Below are 18,713 nucleotides of genomic sequence, written 5' to 3' on the forward strand. Positions count from 1 at the left end.
GCTGCATTGGCGACGAAAAAGAAGGAGACCACACACACATTGACCAAAGCATGACCCGAATTCCATAGTCAGCGATGGCTCACTTCTCGGTGAAAATCCCGGCTCAGTTCTGGGTGGAAATCAACACGCGCAGCTACTACTTGTATTTCTGACGGGCATCGCGCGGATTGGCCGGAACGGGCTCTTACGGGGCTGACGCGGCCGCACTGCGGACAAGGTCCCACTCAAATGCCTGAATGATCTCGATCACCCGCGCCTTCGGCGGTTCACTTGGACCGGTGGCGGTCACTGCCACAGTTGCGCTTCGCCGTCCACCATTTGATGACCTATACCAATGGTTCGCTCATCGCTACGTTTTAGTCCTTGTAGCAGAAGCTGGGTTTAATTGGGCAATACATATTATTGGACCAGGAATTAATGTTTTATAAATTAATTGCTGATGATGGCGATGATTCTCAATCTTATTTTGTATTATTGATTAATATTCGCATCTAACGGAGGATCATGACATAATACCCAAGAGTGCGCGAATTTCTTTTTATATCATCTTCATCTCATCTGGCAACTTATCATATTTTCGCGGCGAGTAATAATCGCCTAGAAAGGAGTAATCTGATGAAAGGTAGGTGTTTAGCTTGTTGAATTGACTTTCATTCAGGTGATAGTCAGGCTTTTGGGCCGAATGGGATTCATTGGCTCGGACAGTGTTGACGTCCATTCCGCTACGTTCTCGAACAAGTTCGCAAAGGCTTTCTGTTTGTTCGAGTGGGATAATGTGATGGAATATGCTAAGATCGTCTCCCAGGAAAAAGTGGGCGGGGCGAAGGTGGAATCTTATGACATTTGATGCTCGCAGGTAATCTTCGAGGCGATCAATGAAATACGCAAAAGTAGGCTGGTCGTTCAGGCCTAGTTCGGCACTTTTCTCGGTCGCTTGGGGTCGGGATCTGATGTCGTTGAACTGAAACAGGCGATTTTTGAACGCTGATTTGAAGCGATCCAACGGATCACGGATGATCGCCGCGTGTTCTTTGTCTTTGTTGTTGTCGTAAGCTGCGGGGTTGAATTTTCCCATGCGGTAGCCATCGACATGATGGATGCCCTGATATCCCATCTTTTTCTTGGGAGATACCTCTGCGAAATCATCTCCGGTATTGATGTGATAGAAGAAGCACTTCATAGATGTGCAGGCGTTTTTAGGGATCGCTGTATATGTCAGTCCCGCTTTTTCACAAACGATCATTTGCTTTGCTCCGTCGAGAACCCCAGCGCGCGCATTTGTTCTTCGTAGCCTTGCGAGTTGCGAAGGGTTTCAAGCTTTGCGTTGTAGCGTGTATCTATAAGCTCGGCAGCTTCACGAATGGCCTTTCGGCGCATCAGTTTTGCGCAGAACTTTGCGAGTTCTTCGCTGTCGGCTTCGGGTTGGGGGTCTTGGATCTCGTTTCTGTCAAACCGCTCGAAATATGCGGCATCGTATTTGCCGTGATTATTCAGAACATCACCACGTAGGCGGCGCATCAGAAACTCTTCGCCAGACTTTACGCCATAGTGATTGACTTGCGCGAGTTTGTATCCCGCCGACTGACGGGTTTGCCGCCAGCTCATGACTTCGCCATCGATGGGCTCGCCTGAGCCGTTGATCCAGTTCAGGCGAAGTTTTCCGTCCAGGTTCGCCCTCCTGACAAATCTGGGTCGATGGATCGCAAGCCGAAGATAGTCCTCTTTCCGGAAAAGCGTCTTGACGCCAAACCCTTCGGCGAAGCCGTCGTTGGCGGCGCGGTTTAGGCGTGTCGTCACCGGTTCGGGGGTATATTGTGGCTGACGACCGCTGCCGAAGAAACGCCAGGTAATGGGCATGGCACCGGCCTTGCGCTGTTCGACAACGTCAATGAGGTCGTCGATTTTTCCGTCACCGGTGCGGATGGTCAGGAATTCGTCGAAATCCATCACCATGACCCAGTCCGCATCGTCGAATAAAGGATGCTTTTGGGCGCGTTTAAGGGCGCGGGATTGCGGTGGCATTGTCCCGAGCGGGCCATTTTCCATGCGCGTGACCAGCCCAATGGTCGCGAGCGCATCCAGCATCTCGTCTGTGCCGTCGGTGCAGTCGTTCGTGTACACCAGTATGTCGGTGAAGCCTTTCAGGTGATGATAGGCAACCCACTCCAGAACATAGGGGCCTTCGTCTTTGGCCATGGTGATGCAAAGCGTGCGGCCGTGGCGTGATTTGTTGCCTCCGTCCGGTATCTTGTTTGTCCGTTTCTTGTGATCTGACCAGAATTTATCGGCGTCGATCGGGGGGATGGGCTCCCTTTTGCCTTTTTTCTTGGGCTCTTTAAGCGGAACGCTGCTATAGTCGATCAGGCCGCGTTCGGCGAGATGGCTGCCGAGCCATGACTTGGGCGCGGGAAATGTGCCGGGATTGCCTCGGGTGTATTTTCTGAGCCAGCGCGAGTAAAGATGGACGCAAAGGCTGCCGGCGCTTTCGATCTCGTCCTTGGTTGTCCCGTATTGCTTCGGATCGGTTAGGCGTTTGCGCTGCGGGAAGCTGATGGGAAAGAATACGGACTGGGGTTGAGCATGCCCAAGCTCTCCGGTTGCCTTGGCAAAATGGGTCAGCGCAGCAGGACCTGTCGTTCCCCAAGGCAGGCTGCCAAGATCAAGTTTTTCGCCTTGTTCCATTTTCTCGGTCATCGCGGCGCGACCCTTGGAGTTGAACCAAGGCGGGACAGGATAGTCCGAGGTCAGAAAATCAGCCAGTTCGATAATGGTTTTCGAGCCTTGCGGAAAGCCCATGATGGCATTGCCCAGAACAGGACGATCGCTTCTTTCCCACCCGAAGAACCACGTCAGATCTGCGGGAAACGGCTTCAATGCAATGATATCGGTGTCGGCCCAGACCAGCCCTTTGTCGCGGACCATCAATGCCCGGAATACGTCGGCATGAATGGCAGGGCTTTTCGCCTTGGCGTGGATAATGATGTCGTCGTTATCCCAGACTTCGCGCGCATCGCGCAGGACTGCTCCCTCGGGAAGGTTCGGTACGTCGCCATAGGTGTAAAGCGAGTATTCATGGCCAAGTTCAACGAAACTGGCGATGGACGCGCGCTCGAGCCAACTGAGCGGACCGTCGATCCAAAGTGATCCGATGCGTGCAATTTCTGCTGTCATTTGATCCGTCTTTACCTCGAAACTTCACATTTGGGATGAACCGCGCACGGCACAAAGGTTTCAACCAACGGGCATTGGGGCGTGGAAAAATCGTGCAGATTTGACTAATTTGTTGTCACTAACGCTACCATGCGGTGAAAGTCTGTCAAATTTTCAGGCTGCTCGAACAACCTCCGTTCGGACTGGAATTTCGCGCAGGTCGCGAAAGTTCTGGGTAGTTCACGCAAACTTCGCAGATTCTCAGCAACTCGCAACCCCTCAAAGTGAATTTGGTAACCTGCGTGGGTCGCGGTTCAGTATATGTGTCGACCTGGGCTAAGGCACAATTTGTGCGTGTGGACAGGTCGTCAGATGCTGGCGTCGCGGGTTGTCCGATCGTTCGGGAATGGGCTAAAGCGGTCGAGTTTTCGCCGGTCAGCGTCTTCGGATTGTTTGGCGTCGCTACGGTGTTGGACCCGCGCCGACAGGCCGGATTGCCAATCACGAAAAACACCGCCCCACCTGAATAGGACGGTGCTTCTGTTCCCCTAACTCCGTGTGAGAATTGCCGAATCCCGTGTGAAGGGGATAAACTCGACGCGGATCAGGGTTACTCGGCGGCGAACTGGTTCATGGTGTTTGCGTGTCCGCCAGCCTTCAAAGCGCGTTCGCCCGCGACCATTTCCTTGAAGGTGTCGCCCAGATCCGAGCCGACCTCGTGCTGGTGTTTGACCGCCGAGATGCCGCGACGGATTTCCTCGCGTTGCACGGTCGAGACATAGGCCAGCATCTTCTGTTCGCCGAAGTAGCCGCGCGACAATTCGTCCATCGACTTTGCAGTCAGGTGGAAGGTCGGCAAGGTGATCAGGTTGTGGAAAACCCCCGCACGGGCCGAAATGTCGGTCTGGAACCGTTGCAGACGGGCATCCGCCTCAAGGCCGAGCTCGGTCGTGTCGAAGTCGACCTTCATCAGATCATTGCTGTCCGGATAGTCGGCTTCGGCAATGCGTCCTTCGGCCAGCCATTGGGCGCGGACCTGTTTGCGCAGGTTCAGGGTCCAGTTGAAACTGGGCGAGTTGTTATAGGTCAGCTTGGCGTTCGGGACCTCTTTGCGGATCTCGTTCACCATGCTGGCGATTTCGTCGACATTCGGGGTGTCGGTCTCGATCCACAGGAGATCGGCACCGCCTTGAGACAGGCAGGCCACGCAGTCCTCGATGACGCGCTGTTTGCCGCTGCCTTCGACAAAGGGGAACAAGCCGTTCGCCATCCGGGCAGGACGCATGAACTGGCCATTCTGATAGATCGCAAGCTCACCCTCGCGCATCGGGTTTGCTTCGGTGATGGCTTCGGTTTTCAGCCATTTGTTGTATTCCGAGGCCAGATCTCCGGGTTTCTGGCTGACCGGAACCTTCTGGGTCAGGCCAGCGCCAAGACTGTCGGTACGGGCAACGATAACGCCTTCGTCCACGCCCATTTCTTCGAATGCCAAGCGGCAGGCACGCAGTTTTTCGATAAAGTCCTCACGCGGGACGGTAACCTTGCCGTCCTGATGGCCGCATTGTTTCGCGTCCGAGACCTGATTTTCGATCTGCAACGCACATGCGCCAGCCTTGATCAGTTCCTTGGCCAGAAGATAGGTCGCGTGTTCGTTGCCGAAACCCGCGTCGATATCGGCGATGATCGGAACGACATGGCTTTCGAAGCTGTCGATTGCCTCGATGGCCTTCTTCTCGGCGACGTCATCACCCTTGTTGCGGGCGTCTTTCAGAGCCTTGAACAGATCGTTGATCGCGACTTCGTCGGCCTGACGCAACGAGACGTAGATCTCGTTGATCAGATCCGCCACGGCGGTCTTTTCGTGCATGGACTGGTCGGGCAGATGGCCCCAGCGGTTGCGCAGACCGGCGACCATCCAGCCCGACAGATAGACATAGGTTCCTTTGGCAGTGCCGCGCATACGCTTGACGGACTTGATCATCTGTTGGGCGTGGAAGCCCGACCAGCAACCAAGGCTTTGGGTGAACTTGCTGCTATCGGCGTCATAGGCGGCCATGTCGGCACGCATGACCTTGGCCATGTCACGTGCAATGTCGAGATGCGTGTCGTAGCTGTTTTGCAGCTTGAGCTGCACGATGTCGTCGACGGTGACGCCGCCCACGGTTTGGCCCGAAGGGTAACGCGCGGCGGTTTCTGCTCGCAGCTCGGCATAGGTCTTGCGGTTGGACATGAATTTCCTCCTCTGGAATTCTGGAATGGGGGGCGGGCCGTGGCCCGCCGGAAGCCGGACTGCCTTAGTCGAGCGCGTTCAGCACGTCATAAGCAGGGGCAGTGATGAAATCGGGCAGAACCGGAGCGGTGGCCGCCTCGAGCACGATGCGCGCCGCCGAGGGGTAACGCCCGCGATGGAAGCCGTTCGCGCCGATGCGATCGAGGATCGAGACGATCTCGGCCTGAACCAATTCGCCCAGCCAATCGGCGCTCAGGCGGCGTTCCTCGCCGAATTCGGTCGCGACCAATGCGCCGTGACGGATCCATTGCCATAGCTGGGCGCGGCTGATCTCGGCGGTGGCGGCGTCCTCCATCATATGGTGGATCGGAACCGCGCCGCGACCTTGCAGCCATTGCGCCAGATATTCGATGGCGACCGAGACATTCAGGCGGACGCCCGCCTCGGTGATCTGGCCCTGATGCGGCTTGAGCAGCATGGCGGGTTCGATGCGCCATTCCTGCCGCGGTTTGCGGATTTGGTTCGGGCCGGGCATTGCGGCGTCAAAGACGGCTTGGGCGACCGGAACCAGATCGGGATGGGCGACCCAGCAGCCGTCGAAGCCCATGCCGACCTCGCGTTGCTTGTCGGCGCGAACCTTGGCAAAGGCGGCTTCATTGGCAGCCGAGTCGCCCTTGACCGGAATGGCAGCGGACATACCGCCCATCGCGTGGATGCCGCGACGGTGGCAGACCTTGACGACACGGGCCGCATAGGTGGCAAGGAAGGCTTCGTCCATGACCAGCGCCGCACGGTCGGGCAGGACATAGGCCGCGTGGTTGCGCAGGTTCTTGATGTAGCTGAAGATGTAATCCCAGCGACCGCAATTCAGACCGGCGATATGGTCGCGCAATTCCCAGACGATCTCGTCCATCTCGAAGGCAGCGGGCAGGGTTTCGATCAGCACGGTGGCCTTGATCGTGCCGTGTGCGATGCCCATGCGTTCTTGCGCGAAGATGAAGACCTCGTTCCAGAATTTGGCCTCGCCATGACCTTCGAGCTTCGGCAGGTAGTAGAATGGCCCACGTCCGGTCGCGGCCAAGGCGCGGCCGCAATGGAACAGCGACAGGCCGAAGTCGAACAGCGCCGCCGAGACGGGCTGGCCTCCGATCAGCACATTCGCCTCGGACAGGTGTAGGCCGCGCGGGCGGATGATCAGCAGGGCAGGGTTCGGACCGACGCGATAGGCCTTGCCGGTCGTTTCGTCGGTGAAGTCCAGCGTACCGTCTCGATAGTCGATCAGGTTCGCGAGGCCCGAGATGATATTGCCGAAACTGGGCGAGGTCGCGTCCTCGAAATCCGCCATATAGACCCGCGCGCCCGAGTTCAGGGCATTGATCATCATCTTGCGATCAACAGGTCCGGTGATCTCGACGCGGCGGTCATCAAGGGTTGGCGGCGTCGGTGCCGCTTGCCAGATGCCCTGACGGATTTCGCGGGTATGGGGCAGGTAATCGGGCAATTCTCCGCGGTCGATGCGTTCCTGTCTACGGGTGCGGGCCACCATCAGGGCGTGCAGACGCAGACCGAAACGGGCCTGCAATTCGGCCATGAAGGTCATTGCGTCGGCGGTGAGCACATGCTCTGCGCCTGCGACCGCGCGCAGGACAACCGGCGGTAGCGGGGGTGCGTTGCGATCAAGTGGCATCTTCGGCTCCTGTTGATTGGCCTATGATGTCACGTTAGTAATGTCATACTTGTAATGCATCCTTTCTTTGTAAACATCGGGTGTGGCGGTAGGGTTTGTCATCCGGTTGCCTCTAGATTTGTAAGGTTTGTCACATGACAAAACGAAACGAGAAACTGATCATTGGCCAGCGTCTGCGGATGCTGCGCCAATCGCTTGGTCTGACGCAGGCCCAGATGGCGACCGAGCTTGGTGTCTCGGCCAGCTATGTGACCCTGATGGAGGCCGACCAGCGTCCGGCCTCGGCACGTTTCCTGATGAAGCTTGCCGAGGTTTATGACCTGAATGTCTCGGAGCTGGCGCCTTCGACCGATGCGCAGCTTGCGGCGGATTTTACGACGGCGCTGAAGGATCCGGTCCTTGGCATGGCGGGCCTGTCGCGCAGCGAGATCGACGCGGTGCTGCAGGCCTCGCCACGTATCGCCGCTGCCTTCGTCCGGCTGCACGACAATCACCGCGAGGCGATCCTGCGCCCGATGGCCGATGACAATCCGATGACAGACCGCGATAAGGTCGAGGTTCTGACCGAATCCTCGCGTCCGGTCGATGTCGTGCGCAACTGGTTCTACGCGCAGAAGAACTATGTCGATCCCATCGACCGCGCCGCCGAGGCCATGGCCGAAGAACTGGCCCTGCACCGAAACGAGCCGCATCTGGCGCTGACCAATCGCCTTGCCGGACACGGTATTGCGGTTCGGATTCTGCCCTCGCATGTCATGGGCGACCAGTTGCGCCGCTTCGATTTTCACCGCAGCGAATTGATGATTTCGGAATTGCTGGGCCAGTCCAGCCGGAGATTCCAGATGGGCGTTCTGCTGGGGCGTCTGGAGCAAGAGGAGTTGATCGCCCAACAGGTCGAGAAGGCCGGACTAAGCGATCCGGCGGCGGTGTCGCTTTTGCGGGTGAGCCTTGCGAACTATTTCGCGGCGGCATTGATGATGCCTTATGGTCGCTTCCTAGCAGCATGTGAATCGGCGCGATATGACGTCGAACTGCTCAGCCACCGTTTCGGCTCGAGCTACGAACAGGCGGCCCATCGTATGACGACGTTGCAGCGCCCCGATGCGCGCGGCATTCCCTTTTTCTTCGTGCGGGTGGATCAGGCCGGGAATATCTCGAAGCGGTTCAGTGCGGGGCGTTTCCCGTTCTCGCGGTTCGGGGGCACGTGTCCGCTATGGAACATCCATTCGGCCTTCGAGACCCCCGAGAGGGTCCAGACGCAAGTGATCCGCATGCCCGAAGGGGCAAGCTATTTCTCGATCGCGCGGACAGTGACGCGGGCAGGGGGAATGCATGGCGCACCGGCGCAGCGGCTGGCGATCGGGTTGGGCTGCGACGTGTCCTATGCGCCGCGCCTGATCTATGCTGACGGAATCGACCTTGAGCGCACGAAGCCCGTCGATATCGGGTTGAATTGCTACCTGTGCGAGCGTCCCGACTGTTCGGCCCGTGCTCATGCCCCGATCAACCGCCGCCTCAAGGTCAATGAGCGCGAACGCAGCCTTGCCATTTTCAGCTTCGAGGAAGAGACGGGTTAGGCCTGCCCCGTCAACTCGTCGATCACTTGCATCCACAGGCTGGCCGGTTGGGCGCCCGTCACAACATGGCTATCTGCGACGATAAAGGTCGGAACCGAGTTGATCCCGCGTTGACGGGCGTGGATCTCGCGCGTTGAGATCTGATCGCGGTCCTCGGTCGTTGCCAGCAGGCGGCGGATCATCTGGCCATCCATTCCGGCTGCCTCGCCGATGGCGACAAGCACGTCAGGGTTCGAGATGTTTTTCCCTTCGCGCCAATGCGCCCGCATCAAGCCTGACATGACCGGAGTCTGGACCTGCTCCAGACTTGCCCAGTACAGCAGACGATGGGCGTTCAATGTATTCGGCACGCGTTCGATCAGCGAGGGATTGATCCACAGCCCCAGCCGTTCGGAAGCCTCCATCACCGGCTTCATCGCGGCAAGGATGCCCTTTTCGTCGGTGAACTTCATCTTCATGTAGGCGACGTAATCCATGCCGGCCTGCGGCATTTGTGGGTCAAGCTGATAGGGCTGCCATGTGATTGCAAAGGGGTGATCGGGGCGGCTTTCCAGCGCGCGGTCGAGTTCGGCCTTGCCGATCAGGCACCAAGGGCAGACCGGATCGGCAAAAATGTCCAGGCGAATGTTCTGGGTCATCAACTGTTCTTCCAATCCGTTGGCTGTCGCGCGGTGGGGCGTTCAGCCCAGCCTATTCGCGCTTTTGTTCAGGTGGTGCAAGTCTGTGGCGTACTTGCGTGGTTTGGGGCACCCTAAGTCAGGTAGATCAGTGGAGTGCCGGTACGCTCGGACCATCTGGCACCTGGGTCACGATCATCGGTGTCGGGTGTCAGCGCATGACGTAGTGCGGACCATGGCCTCCAGTCCGACGCGAGGATTTCGTCCAATAGTCTGACCGAGGCCACAAGGAGAGTCGCACCATGCCGCGCGCCAAGCAGTGGAATTTGGGCAGGCGTGACGCCGGAGGCAGGTATCAGGGCCGTCGCGCCGATTGCCCATGCGGACAGGATGCCCGCGCCAATTGGATCGTCCGGCGCGAAAGCATGTGGCTGCAGCAGACGATCTTGCGGCGTCAGGTCGGGTAAGGGCGTGGGGCCGGACACCGAGGGGCGAATCTCGCCACGACTGGTCACCAAGATATAGGTCGACGCATCCTCTGCGAATGAAGTGAGCGGCGACGTATCGGTTTTCAGGATTGTAGCAAGATCAATCGTTCGCTTGAAGCTATGGGGTGCCGCCCTGTCCACAAGCAGGGTCGCCGTCGGAAATTGCGCTGCGAACTGCGCAATGCTTGCGTCGTTCTGCCGAAGCGGAACCGTAACCGGAACGATTCCGGCAGCAATCGCGCCCAGCCACGCGATGGCGCGGTCCGGATGTTCGGAGAGAGGCAGTAGCAAATGATCGGCGCGGCTCAGGCCCGCCTTGGCCAAACCCGTCGCGATGCGCAGGACGGTGTCGCGCAAACGGGCATGCGACCAGCGATCTGCCCGACTAAGTCCGACGACCGACATGGCAAGCCGGTCGGGTGTGGCCAATCCCGGCTCTAGCAGCTTTTCGGCCAAATTCATGCTGTTCCCCTTTGTCACATCGGCGTCCAGATAGGGGCAGGGAGGCTCGGTGAAAAGGGTCGGACGTGACCGGAGCAGTCTAAATGGAAACGGCCCGCGCAACAGGCGGGCCGTTCCGAATACCGGGGGTGTCGATCACAGCAGCTTCAGGTCGCTTGCCGAGCTACGGCCGTCGCGGCCGGATTGCAGTTCGTAAGCAATCTTCTGATTGTCGTTCAGACCGGTCAGACCCGCACGTTCAACAGCAGAGATGTGGACGAACACATCTTTTCCGCCGTCATCAGGCGCGATGAAGCCATAACCTTTGGTGGCGTTGAACCATTTCACGGTGCCGGTAGCCATAATACCGTCTCTCCTTCAATCCATCCCGATGCGTAATTGCATCGGGCCGTGCAGCCCTTTCCCGTCAATTCCGGCTGCCCGTGCTTAGGGAGGCGGTAGAAAGTCGTGCTCACGCGTTCGGGAGGATGAACGATTCGCTAAAAAAGGCAAGAAGTAATGCGCCGAGTGCGCGCGATGCACTCGGCGTTGTTGGCAAATTGCCGCTGATGGCTGCTGGAATTATCAGCGCATGTCTGGCGGTGCTGCCTCGGAGCAAAGCATCTGAACCGCTTCGTCTAGTTTCATGCTATCACTACCCTGTTTGTCAAGACGGCGAATCGAAACGCTGCGTTCTTCCACTTCCTTCATGCCGATCGCCATGATCGCCGGAACCTTGCCGACCGAGTGCTCGCGGACCTTGTAGTTGATCTTTTCGTTGCGCGTATCGGCTTCGGCGCGGATGCCGGCTGCGCGCAGAGTCTCAACCACTTCATGCACATAGTCGTCGGCCCCCGAAACGATCGAGGCGACAACGACCTGCCGCGGGGCAAGCCAGAGCGGCATCTTGCCCGAGTAGTTCTCGATCAGGATGCCGATGAAACGCTCGAAGCTGCCCAGAACGGCGCGGTGCAGCATCACGGGCATGTGTTTGTGGCCGTCCTCGCCGACGAACTCGGCCCCCAGTCGGTCGGGCAAGTTGAAGTCGCACTGGAAGGTGCCGCACTGCCATTCACGGCCAATCGCGTCGGTCAGCTTGAAATCCAGCTTCGGGCCGTAGAAAGCCCCGTCGCCGGGATTGACCTCGTAGGGCAGTTCAAGATGTTCGATGGCACCTTTGAGGGCCGCTTCGGCCTTGTCCCAGACTTCGTCGGAACCGACGCGGACATCAGGGCGCGTTGACAGCTTGATGTCGAACTTAGCAAAGCCAAGATCCTTGTAGACCGACGAAAGCAACCCGATGAAGCCTGCGCATTCGGCCTCGATCTGGTCTTCGGTGCAGAAGATATGCGCATCGTCCTGAACAAAGCCACGCACCCGCATCAGGCCATGCATCGAACCCGAGGATTCGTAGCGGTGGCACGAGCCGAACTCGGCCAGACGTAGCGGCAGGTCGCGATAGGACTTCATACCCTGATTGTAGACCTGTACGTGGCAAGGGCAGTTCATCGGTTTAAGCGCATTGATCCGCTTTTCCTTCGCGCCTTCCTCGTCGACTTCGACGATGAACATGTTCTCGCGGTAGGAATCCCAATGGCCCGATTTCTCCCACAGGATGCGGTCGACGACTTGTGGGGTCTTGATTTCCTTGTAGCCCGCGCGGATCAGGCGGCGGCGCATATAGGCTTCAAGCTCGCGGTAGATGGTCCAGCCGTTCGGATGCCAGAACACCATACCGGGTGCTTCTTCCTGAAAATGGAACAGTTCCATTTCGCGGCCCAGCTTGCGGTGGTCGCGTTTCGCCGCTTCCTCCAGCATGGTCATATGGGCCTTCAGGTCGTCGCGATTGCGGAACGCGACGCCATAGATGCGTTGCAGCATCGGACGCGAGGCATCGCCAAGCCAGTAAGCGCCGGCGACATGGGTCAGCTTGAAGGCATCGGCGGGAACTTGGCCGGTGTTTTGCAGATGGGGACCACGGCAGAGATCCTGCCAGTCGCCATGCCAATACATCCGCAGATCCTCGCCCTCGGGGATGCGGTTGATCAACTCGACCTTGAACGGTTCGCCACGTTCTTCGTAATAGGCGATGGCGCGGGCCCGGTCCCAGACCTCGGTGCGGACCGGATCGCGGGCGGCGATGATCTGCTTCATCTTGGCTTCGATCTGGCCAAGGTCTTCGGGGGTGAAGGGCTCGGCGCGGTCGAAATCATAGAACCAGCCCTGATCACGGATCGGGCCGATGGTGACTTTGACATCCGGCCACAGTTCCTGCACGGCGCGGGCCATGATATGGGCCAGATCGTGACGGATCAGTTCCAGCGCCGGTGCGCTGTCTTTCATGGTGTTGATCGAGATCGCACCCGAGCGCTCGATCGGCCATTGCAGGTCGATATGCTGACCATCGAAATTGGCCGAGATCGCGTTTTTTGCAAGGCTGGTGGCGATGGAGGCAGCGACCTCGGCGGCGGTGACGCCAGCGGGATAGTCGCGCGAATTGCCATCGGGGAAGGTGAGGGAGATCTGGGACATGCAAGTCCTCCTCGTCGGTTTGGCGCCCACGGAACGCCCGGTTGCGGGTTATGTCGCGCGGGTTTGGACGGATTGAGCCAGCTTGTCAATGCGGCTACGGAGAGCGGGGGCTTTACGCCCCGTCGCGCTCTGCGGCTGTCCGGCATGGTAATTGGGAAACAAAGAATGACGGAATTTCTGGAGACGCCGCAGGGGCGGCGCATCGCCTTCAACCGGATCGAGGGACATGGTCCGGGCATCGTTTTTCTGGGCGGTTTCCGGTCGGACATGCAGGGAACCAAAGCGGTCTGGCTTGAGGATTGGGCGCGGGAACGGGGATTGGCCTTCACGCGGTTCGATTACTCGGGCCACGGTGAATCCGCCGGCAAGTTCGAGGACGGCTGCATCGGTGACTGGTTCGAGGATGCCTGCGCGGTGATCGCGCAACTGACCGAGGGGCCGCAGGTTCTGGTCGGCTCCAGCATGGGGGGATGGATCAGCCTGCTGGTCGCCCGCAAGATGCCCGAGCGCTTGGCCGGATTGGTCACCGTTGCTGCCGCGCCGGATTTCACCGAGCAGGGTTTCTGGGCCGAATTCACTGAAGCCGAGCGCGGGGTCGTACTACGCGATGGCTGTATCTCGATCCCCAGCGAATATGGTGATCCTTATGTCATCACTCGTCGGCTAGTCGAGGACGGGCGAAATCAACTGGTCATGGGCCAGCCACTGGATCTGGCATTTCCGGTCCGGTTCCTGCAAGGCACAGCGGATATGGATGTGCCGGTCAGCTGGGCGATGGATCTGCTGGATCATGCCGCGGGCAATGACATGCGCCTGACTTTGGTCAAGGACGCGGATCACCGCTTCTCGACGCCGGAATGCCTTGAACTGATCGGGGCTGCCGTCGCCGAGGTGCTAGGGGCCTGACGGGCAGGCAGGATCGCCGGGTCAAACCGCGATCTTGCCGTCCTCGTCATTGACATAGCTGCGGCCGCAATCGTCGGGCTTGGCGGTGCGGCGCTTCTTGGCGGGAGCGCTTTCGGTGCTGCCTTGCTCGTCGATAAAATCGAGCACAAGTGGGCGTATGTTCAGCCGCCAGCTTTTCCCCGCAAAGATGCCGTAATGTCCGGCTCCGGGCTCAAGATGTTGCTGCTTGCGGTTCGCGGGTACGCCGGTGCAAAGATCGATTGCCGCGACGCATTGACCGGGGGCCGAGATGTCGTCATTCGCGCCCTCGACCGTCATGATGGCGACGTCCTTGATCTTTGACAGATCAACCGGTTTGCCATTCACCGTGAAGCGGTTCTGCGCAATCTCGAGCCCTTTGAAAATGCGTTCGACCGTCGATAGATAGAACTCGGCGGTCATATCCATCACGGCAAGATATTCATCATAGAAGGTGTTGTGCCGGTCGCCTTCGGATGCTTCGCCACGGGCCTCGGCGAAGACCTGATCGATAAAAGCCTTGGCATGGGTATCGGCATTCATCGCGATGAACGAACTCAACTGCGCGAGACCGGGATAGACCATCCGGCCCGCACCGCGATATTTGAATCCGACCTGTTGGATCAGCAGGAAGTCCAATTCGCCCATCGTCATCCGATTGCCGAAATCCGTGACCTCGGTCGCGGCGGCGTCGGGATCGATCGGGCCTCCGATCAGGATCAGCGAACGGGGCTGCGATTTCGGGTCGTGTTCGGCAAGGATGGCAGTCGCGGCCAGCGCCAGCGGCGCGGGTTGGCAGACGGCGATCACATTGGTGTCTGGACCGAGATGGCGGATGAACTCGACCAGATATTCGGTGTAGTCCTCGATATCGAACTTGCCGGCGCTGACGGGAATGTCGCGGGCATTGTGCCAGTCGGTGATGTAGACATCACAATCGGGCAGAAGCGAGGTCACCGTGCTGCGCAGAAGGGTTGCGTAATGACCGGACATCGGCGCGACCAGAAGCACCTTGCGCGGCATCGGCTCGCGGCGCGCAACGCGAAAACGCATGAGATCGCCAAAGGGGCGCTTCAGTTCGGGCTCGACATAGACAATATGATCCTGACCGTCTTCGGACACGATCGCGGGAATTTCCCAATCGGGCTTGATGACCATGCGCGAAAAGCTGCGTTCGGTCACACGGCCCCAAGCAGACATCAGCTTGAACATCGGGTTCGGAATCATCGCGAAAGCCGGATATGAACCAAGGGCCCGCGCCGTCGCGCCCAGCCATTCATTGGTGTTCCGGATCGTTTCCATCGCATCGTAGGAGACGATGCCCTTCGCGCCCTTGTATGTCGTCATTCGTGCCTACCCATCGTGTTCAGGCCTTGCCGGGCAGGACACGGCTTTACCTGCGTTGCTGGACAGGCATAATGATTTGACGGACACGGAGGAATGTCAATTATGGCAGCTGACGGCGACAAGCCCAAGCGCGTGACGCGAAAAGGGACTGCAGGGAAAACAGGCAGTCATCCGACCGGAGAGAATCAGACCGCGGCCACGGTTCCAGCGACGGACGAACCTTCCGCCGCAAAGCCCAAAGGCTCCCGGACGAGGGTGGCCAAATCGCCTGCAGAACAGGCTGCGGCAACGCCCGATAGCCCCGATGCTGTCACGATTGCCACCGCCGATCAGATGCTTGCGGCCAAAAAACCGGCTGCCGCAAAGGCGGCCGGCGCGCCAACGGCGACAAAGACGAAAAAGCGCAGCGTGACTGGTCGGGCAAGAAGTCCGGCGCGGGCCGACACCCGGACGACGACACATCGCAAGCCGACGAAAACGCGTGTGACTGCGACCGAACCGTCCTCTGCAACCGAGTCCTCACCGATTCCCGTGATCGCGCCGACGGCAGAAACCCCGTCTCATACGGGCCGGACTACCGAGTTCATGGAAGCAGCTTTCGGCGAGAACAGCCGCCTTCCCGAGCAGCTTGTTCAGAACATCGAACGTATCGAGTCCCTGACCCAACGCCTGATCAGCGCCTTGGCCTTGCGCAAACCCAAAAATCCGGGCGTCGAAGGGCCGGGGGCCGATCTGTTCACCACAGCCGCCGCAGGCTGGGTGAAACTGCTTTCCGAGCAGCCCGAGCGTGTCCTTGGCCAGCAGGTCGATTATTGGGGCGAGACCTTGCGCCATTTCGCCGAGGCGCAGGCGGCGCTGGCGAAAGGCACATTCCGTGCGCCTCCGGACGAGGGGCCAAAAGACCGCCGTTTTGGCAACCCGTTGTGGGAAAGCCATCCTTTCTTCAATTTCATCAAGCGCCAGTACCAGATCAACGCCGATGCCATGCGCAAGGCGGCGAGCGATCTTGAGATCACCGATATGACCGACCGGCGTCGGATCGAATGGTTCACGCGCCAGATGATCGACATGATGGCCCCGACCAATTTTCTGGCGACCAATCCCGATGCGCTGGAAAAGGCCCTTGCCACCGAGGGCGACAGCCTTGTGAAAGGACTGGAAAACCTCGTGCGCGATGTCGAACAGCACAGTGGCGAGTTCATCGTTTCACTTGCCGATCGCGAGGCGTTCCGCGTCGGCGAGGATATCGGAACCACCGCCGGAACCGTCGTGGCGCGCACCGCTCTTTACGAACTTATCCAATACTTGCCGACGACCGAGACCGTTCACGCTATCCCGCTAGTGATCTTCCCGCCATGGATCAACAAATTCTATATCCTTGATCTGAAAGCGCAAAACAGCCTGATCAAGTGGATCGTCGATCAGGGCTACACGCTGTTCGTGGTGTCATGGAAGAACCCCAGCCCCAGCTATGGCAATACGGGGATGGACGATTACGTTACGTCCTATCTCGAGATTATGGACCGCGTGCTGGATCTGACCGACCAGCCCAAGCTGAATGTGGTGGGGTACTGCATCGCCGGTACGACCTTGGCCCTGACGCTGTCGCTTCTGAAGCAGCGCGGCGATGACCGGATCAACTCGGCGACCTTTTTCACCACATTGACCGACTTCTCGGAGCAAGGCGAGTTTACCGCCTTCCTGCAGGAGGATTTCGTCTCGGGGATCGAGGCCGAGGCTGGCAGGACCGGTGTGCTCGCCTCGCAACTGATGACGCGGACTTTCAGTTTCCTGCGAGCCAATGATCTGATCTGGGCGCCCGCGATTCGCAGTTACATGATGGGTGAACGCCCGCCCGCCTTCGATCTGCTGTTCTGGAACGGAGACGGAACGAATCTTCCCGGTCGCATGGCGATCGAATATCTGCGCGGACTGTGCCAGCGCAATTCCTTTGTGCAAGGAGGGTTCGCGCTGTTCGGTCAGGCGCTGAACGTCCGCGATGTGACCGTCCCGCTTTGCGCAATCGCCTGCGAAACCGACCATATCGCACCAGCTCAGGACAGTTGGCGTGGGATTTCGTTGATGGGGTCGACCGACAAGACCTTCATCCTGTCCGAATCCGGCCATATCGCGGGAATCATCAATCCTCCGGGCAAGAAGAAATACGGTCACTACGTATCGAGCCACGGATTTGACGAAAATTTCGATGCGTGGCGCGCCGCGTCCGAGTTCAGGGAGGGCAGTTGGTGGCCCCGCTGGGATGAGTGGCTGTCGGCTCATTCCGGGGAAAAAGTTGCAGCGCGTGATCCGGGCAAAGGGCTTGGTCCGGCGCCGGGTACCTATGTCCACGAACGGTCGTAAAGGTTTTGCGCTGCGGCGCAGCGAAAAATGTTGAAATGCTGCAGTGCAGCATTTATATTGGTCGTGCAGATGGTTCCCCGGCGCTTCACGAACATCGCGCCTTTCCAAGGAGACGGACAATGTCCAAGGCCCCAGACTTCACCAAGACCATGCAAGAGATGATGGCAAAATTCCCGGTGGACACCTCGTCCTTCCAGGACGCTTTCAAGTCGCAAACCGCCTTGGGCGAGAAAATGGCCAAGGTTGCTCTGGCAGCGGCCGAGCGTTCGACCGAAATCACCGCCCAGTGGACCAAAGACGCAATCGCTCGCATGGGCGAACTGGCAAGCTCGAAAGACGAGCCGGCGGAATATGCCAAGGCCGTGAGCGATTTTGCGACCGCCGCTGCCGAAATGGCCGCCGAGCACATGGCAGCCTTTGCCGAGGTGGCCAAAAAGGTCCAGATGGACACGGTCGACCTGATGCTGACCGCTGGCAAGGATCTAGCTGCCGAAACCCAGAAGGCTGCCGAGACCGCCACGCGCGAAACGCAAGCTGCCGTCAAGAAAGCAACCGCTGCAGCGACTGCCGCCACGACCGCAAAAGTCTGAGCGTCGCGTAACGAATTGGGACAGGGGGCAGGGTACTGCCCCCTTTTTTCATGCCGCGATGCCGTAGGGTTTAACACATCGCTGAAGAACCCGCGGCAGGTGGATATTGCTCGTCAATAGCCAGTGAGGGCTGCAGCACCCGCCGGTTGCCCGCCGAGATGGCGGGCTCCGCCTTATGCAGCTAACAATCTGAGCAGGCGCGCAAGTTTGCGGGCTGCCATCGTCAGGGTGAACTGGGCAGCGATCCGTTTGACTCCACGCAGCATGGTTTGTGCAATGGGCCCCACCGTCTTGCCCATCCGAAGGGCTCGTCGATCTTTTTTCGGCGCCGCTGCGAGATCGCATAACCTGCATGGCGGGTAGTCCGGCCGTCGATCGCCGAGCATTTCGTCTGTGCCACGCCGCATGCGGTGTGTGTGACACAGGCCTTCGGGAGAACGGTCCCCCGGCCCGTTTTCTGACCCTCCTCCACCCATGAAGCAAAGGATGGCACTAGCACCGGGACTTTTTGTAGAGCCGCGCCTCCGGATCCGTGAGCGATGCGCGGATCGCATTCGAACGCTTTTCGCCCCGGAAAACTTTCTCCGGCCTTCCCGGTTTCAGGCTTCGGTGTGGTCATCCGGGTGGGTTCGGGATGGGACGGTTCGTGGGTTGCAGGGTCGTTAGTCCGCTCTGAACAACCGTTTCAGGCGAGTGCCAATGCACCCTGACGTCTGTTTGCATCCCGGATGGTCGTCGCACCCAGCTTAAGGAATAGAGAGCAAAGCGC

The 18,713-nt window shown here is 58.9% G+C and carries 13 protein-coding genes and 1 pseudogene; 4 read left to right on the forward strand and 10 right to left on the reverse strand.

Annotated elements, in window-relative coordinates:
• Positions 1 to 538: 538 nt before the first annotated feature.
• The 4 genes from GL286_RS21200 to aceB all read right to left on the reverse strand — a co-directional run bounded on the left by GL286_RS21200 (position 539) and on the right by aceB (position 7,067).
• Complete coding sequence (locus GL286_RS21200; RefSeq protein WP_155097565.1) at positions 539 to 1,243, reverse strand: sulfotransferase family 2 domain-containing protein; 705 nt, start codon at positions 1,241 to 1,243, stop codon at positions 539 to 541.
• A complete protein-coding gene (locus tag GL286_RS21205) occupies positions 1,240 to 2,922 on the reverse strand; it encodes a glycosyltransferase family 2 protein (protein ID WP_170295348.1) in 1,683 nt (560 codons plus the stop codon). The genes GL286_RS21200 and GL286_RS21205 overlap by 4 nt, the downstream gene beginning before the upstream one ends.
• An 838-nt stretch (positions 2,923 to 3,760) precedes the next feature.
• Complete coding sequence (locus GL286_RS21210) at positions 3,761 to 5,380, reverse strand: isocitrate lyase (protein WP_155097567.1); 1,620 nt, start codon at positions 5,378 to 5,380, stop codon at positions 3,761 to 3,763.
• Between the two features lie 64 nt (positions 5,381 to 5,444).
• A complete protein-coding gene (gene aceB / locus GL286_RS21215) occupies positions 5,445 to 7,067 on the reverse strand; it encodes a malate synthase A (RefSeq protein WP_155097568.1) in 1,623 nt (540 codons plus the stop codon).
• Between the two features lie 134 nt (positions 7,068 to 7,201).
• On the opposite strand from aceB, the gene GL286_RS21220 reads away from it, so the two are divergent.
• The gene (locus GL286_RS21220) at positions 7,202 to 8,644 is read left to right on the forward strand and encodes a helix-turn-helix domain-containing protein (protein ID WP_155097569.1); all 1,443 of its coding nucleotides are present in this window, start codon (positions 7,202 to 7,204) and stop codon (positions 8,642 to 8,644) included.
• Here GL286_RS21220 and GL286_RS21225 read toward each other — a convergent pair.
• From GL286_RS21225 to thrS, 4 genes are all read right to left on the reverse strand, one after another.
• Entirely contained in the window at positions 8,641 to 9,282 is a 642-nt protein-coding gene (locus GL286_RS21225) for a DsbA family oxidoreductase (protein ID WP_155097570.1), read from the reverse strand. The genes GL286_RS21220 and GL286_RS21225 overlap by 4 nt on opposite strands.
• A gap of 113 nt (positions 9,283 to 9,395) precedes the next feature.
• Positions 9,396 to 10,211 carry an AMP-binding protein gene (locus GL286_RS21230; protein WP_155097571.1) on the reverse strand — a complete coding sequence of 272 codons (816 nt, stop codon included), beginning with the start codon at positions 10,209 to 10,211 and terminating at the stop codon, positions 9,396 to 9,398.
• Between the two features lie 135 nt (positions 10,212 to 10,346).
• Positions 10,347 to 10,553, reverse strand: a complete 207-nt coding sequence (locus GL286_RS21235) for a cold-shock protein (RefSeq protein ID WP_011747293.1) — start codon at positions 10,551 to 10,553, stop codon at positions 10,347 to 10,349.
• Positions 10,554 to 10,775: 222 nt separating this feature from the next.
• Positions 10,776 to 12,722, reverse strand: coding sequence for a threonine--tRNA ligase (gene thrS / locus GL286_RS21240; protein WP_155097572.1), 1,947 nt, complete (start codon positions 12,720 to 12,722; stop codon positions 10,776 to 10,778).
• 165 nt (positions 12,723 to 12,887) lie between these two features.
• Here thrS and GL286_RS21245 point away from each other — a divergent pair, with 165 nt between their 5' ends.
• The gene (locus GL286_RS21245) at positions 12,888 to 13,628 is read left to right on the forward strand and encodes an alpha/beta hydrolase (protein ID WP_155097573.1); all 741 of its coding nucleotides are present in this window, start codon (positions 12,888 to 12,890) and stop codon (positions 13,626 to 13,628) included.
• A 21-nt stretch (positions 13,629 to 13,649) separates the two neighbouring features.
• On the opposite strand, the gene phaZ is transcribed toward GL286_RS21245, so the two are convergent.
• Positions 13,650 to 14,993: a polyhydroxyalkanoate depolymerase gene (gene phaZ / locus GL286_RS21250; RefSeq protein WP_155097574.1), complete on the reverse strand. Its 1,344-nt coding sequence runs from the start codon at positions 14,991 to 14,993 to the stop codon at positions 13,650 to 13,652.
• A gap of 585 nt (positions 14,994 to 15,578) precedes the next feature.
• Between phaZ and GL286_RS21255 the strand changes: the two genes are divergently transcribed.
• Positions 15,579 to 17,354, forward strand: a complete 1,776-nt coding sequence (locus GL286_RS21255) for a PHA/PHB synthase family protein (RefSeq protein WP_246185058.1) — start codon at positions 15,579 to 15,581, stop codon at positions 17,352 to 17,354.
• 119 nt (positions 17,355 to 17,473) lie between these two features.
• Entirely contained in the window at positions 17,474 to 17,944 is a 471-nt protein-coding gene (locus GL286_RS21260) for a phasin family protein (RefSeq protein WP_155097576.1), read from the forward strand.
• A gap of 173 nt (positions 17,945 to 18,117) precedes the next feature.
• Here the strand turns inward: GL286_RS21260 and GL286_RS22715 are convergent.
• Positions 18,118 to 18,520 (reverse strand): annotated as a pseudogene (locus GL286_RS22715) (IS5/IS1182 family transposase); the annotation flags it as partial.
• Between the last annotated feature and the right edge of the window lie 193 nt (positions 18,521 to 18,713).

The organism is Paracoccus aestuariivivens (assembly GCF_009711225.1).
Classification (GTDB): Bacteria; Pseudomonadota; Alphaproteobacteria; order Rhodobacterales; family Rhodobacteraceae; genus Paracoccus; species Paracoccus aestuariivivens.

Coding starts and splice junctions, on each gene's coding strand:
- GL286_RS21200 (WP_155097565.1), bottom strand. CDS start 1,243: ATGATCGTTTGTGAAAAAGCGGGACTGACATATACAGCGATCCCTAAA.
- GL286_RS21205 (WP_170295348.1), bottom strand. CDS start 2,922: ATGGTCCGCGACAAAGGGCTGGTCTGGGCCGACACCGATATCATTGCA.
- GL286_RS21210 (WP_155097567.1), bottom strand. CDS start 5,380: ATGTCCAACCGCAAGACCTATGCCGAGCTGCGAGCAGAAACCGCCGCG.
- aceB (WP_155097568.1), bottom strand. CDS start 7,067: ATGCCACTTGATCGCAACGCACCCCCGCTACCGCCGGTTGTCCTGCGC.
- GL286_RS21220 (WP_155097569.1), top strand. CDS start 7,202: ATGACAAAACGAAACGAGAAACTGATCATTGGCCAGCGTCTGCGGATG.
- GL286_RS21225 (WP_155097570.1), bottom strand. CDS start 9,282: ATGACCCAGAACATTCGCCTGGACATTTTTGCCGATCCGGTCTGCCCT.
- GL286_RS21230 (WP_155097571.1), bottom strand. CDS start 10,211: ATGAATTTGGCCGAAAAGCTGCTAGAGCCGGGATTGGCCACACCCGAC.
- GL286_RS21235 (WP_011747293.1), bottom strand. CDS start 10,553: ATGGCTACCGGCACCGTGAAATGGTTCAACGCCACCAAAGGTTATGGC.
- thrS (WP_155097572.1), bottom strand. CDS start 12,722: ATGTCCCAGATCTCCCTCACCTTCCCCGATGGCAATTCGCGCGACTAT.
- GL286_RS21245 (WP_155097573.1), top strand. CDS start 12,888: ATGACGGAATTTCTGGAGACGCCGCAGGGGCGGCGCATCGCCTTCAAC.
- phaZ (WP_155097574.1), bottom strand. CDS start 14,993: ATGACGACATACAAGGGCGCGAAGGGCATCGTCTCCTACGATGCGATG.
- GL286_RS21255 (WP_246185058.1), top strand. CDS start 15,579: ATGGAAGCAGCTTTCGGCGAGAACAGCCGCCTTCCCGAGCAGCTTGTT.
- GL286_RS21260 (WP_155097576.1), top strand. CDS start 17,474: ATGTCCAAGGCCCCAGACTTCACCAAGACCATGCAAGAGATGATGGCA.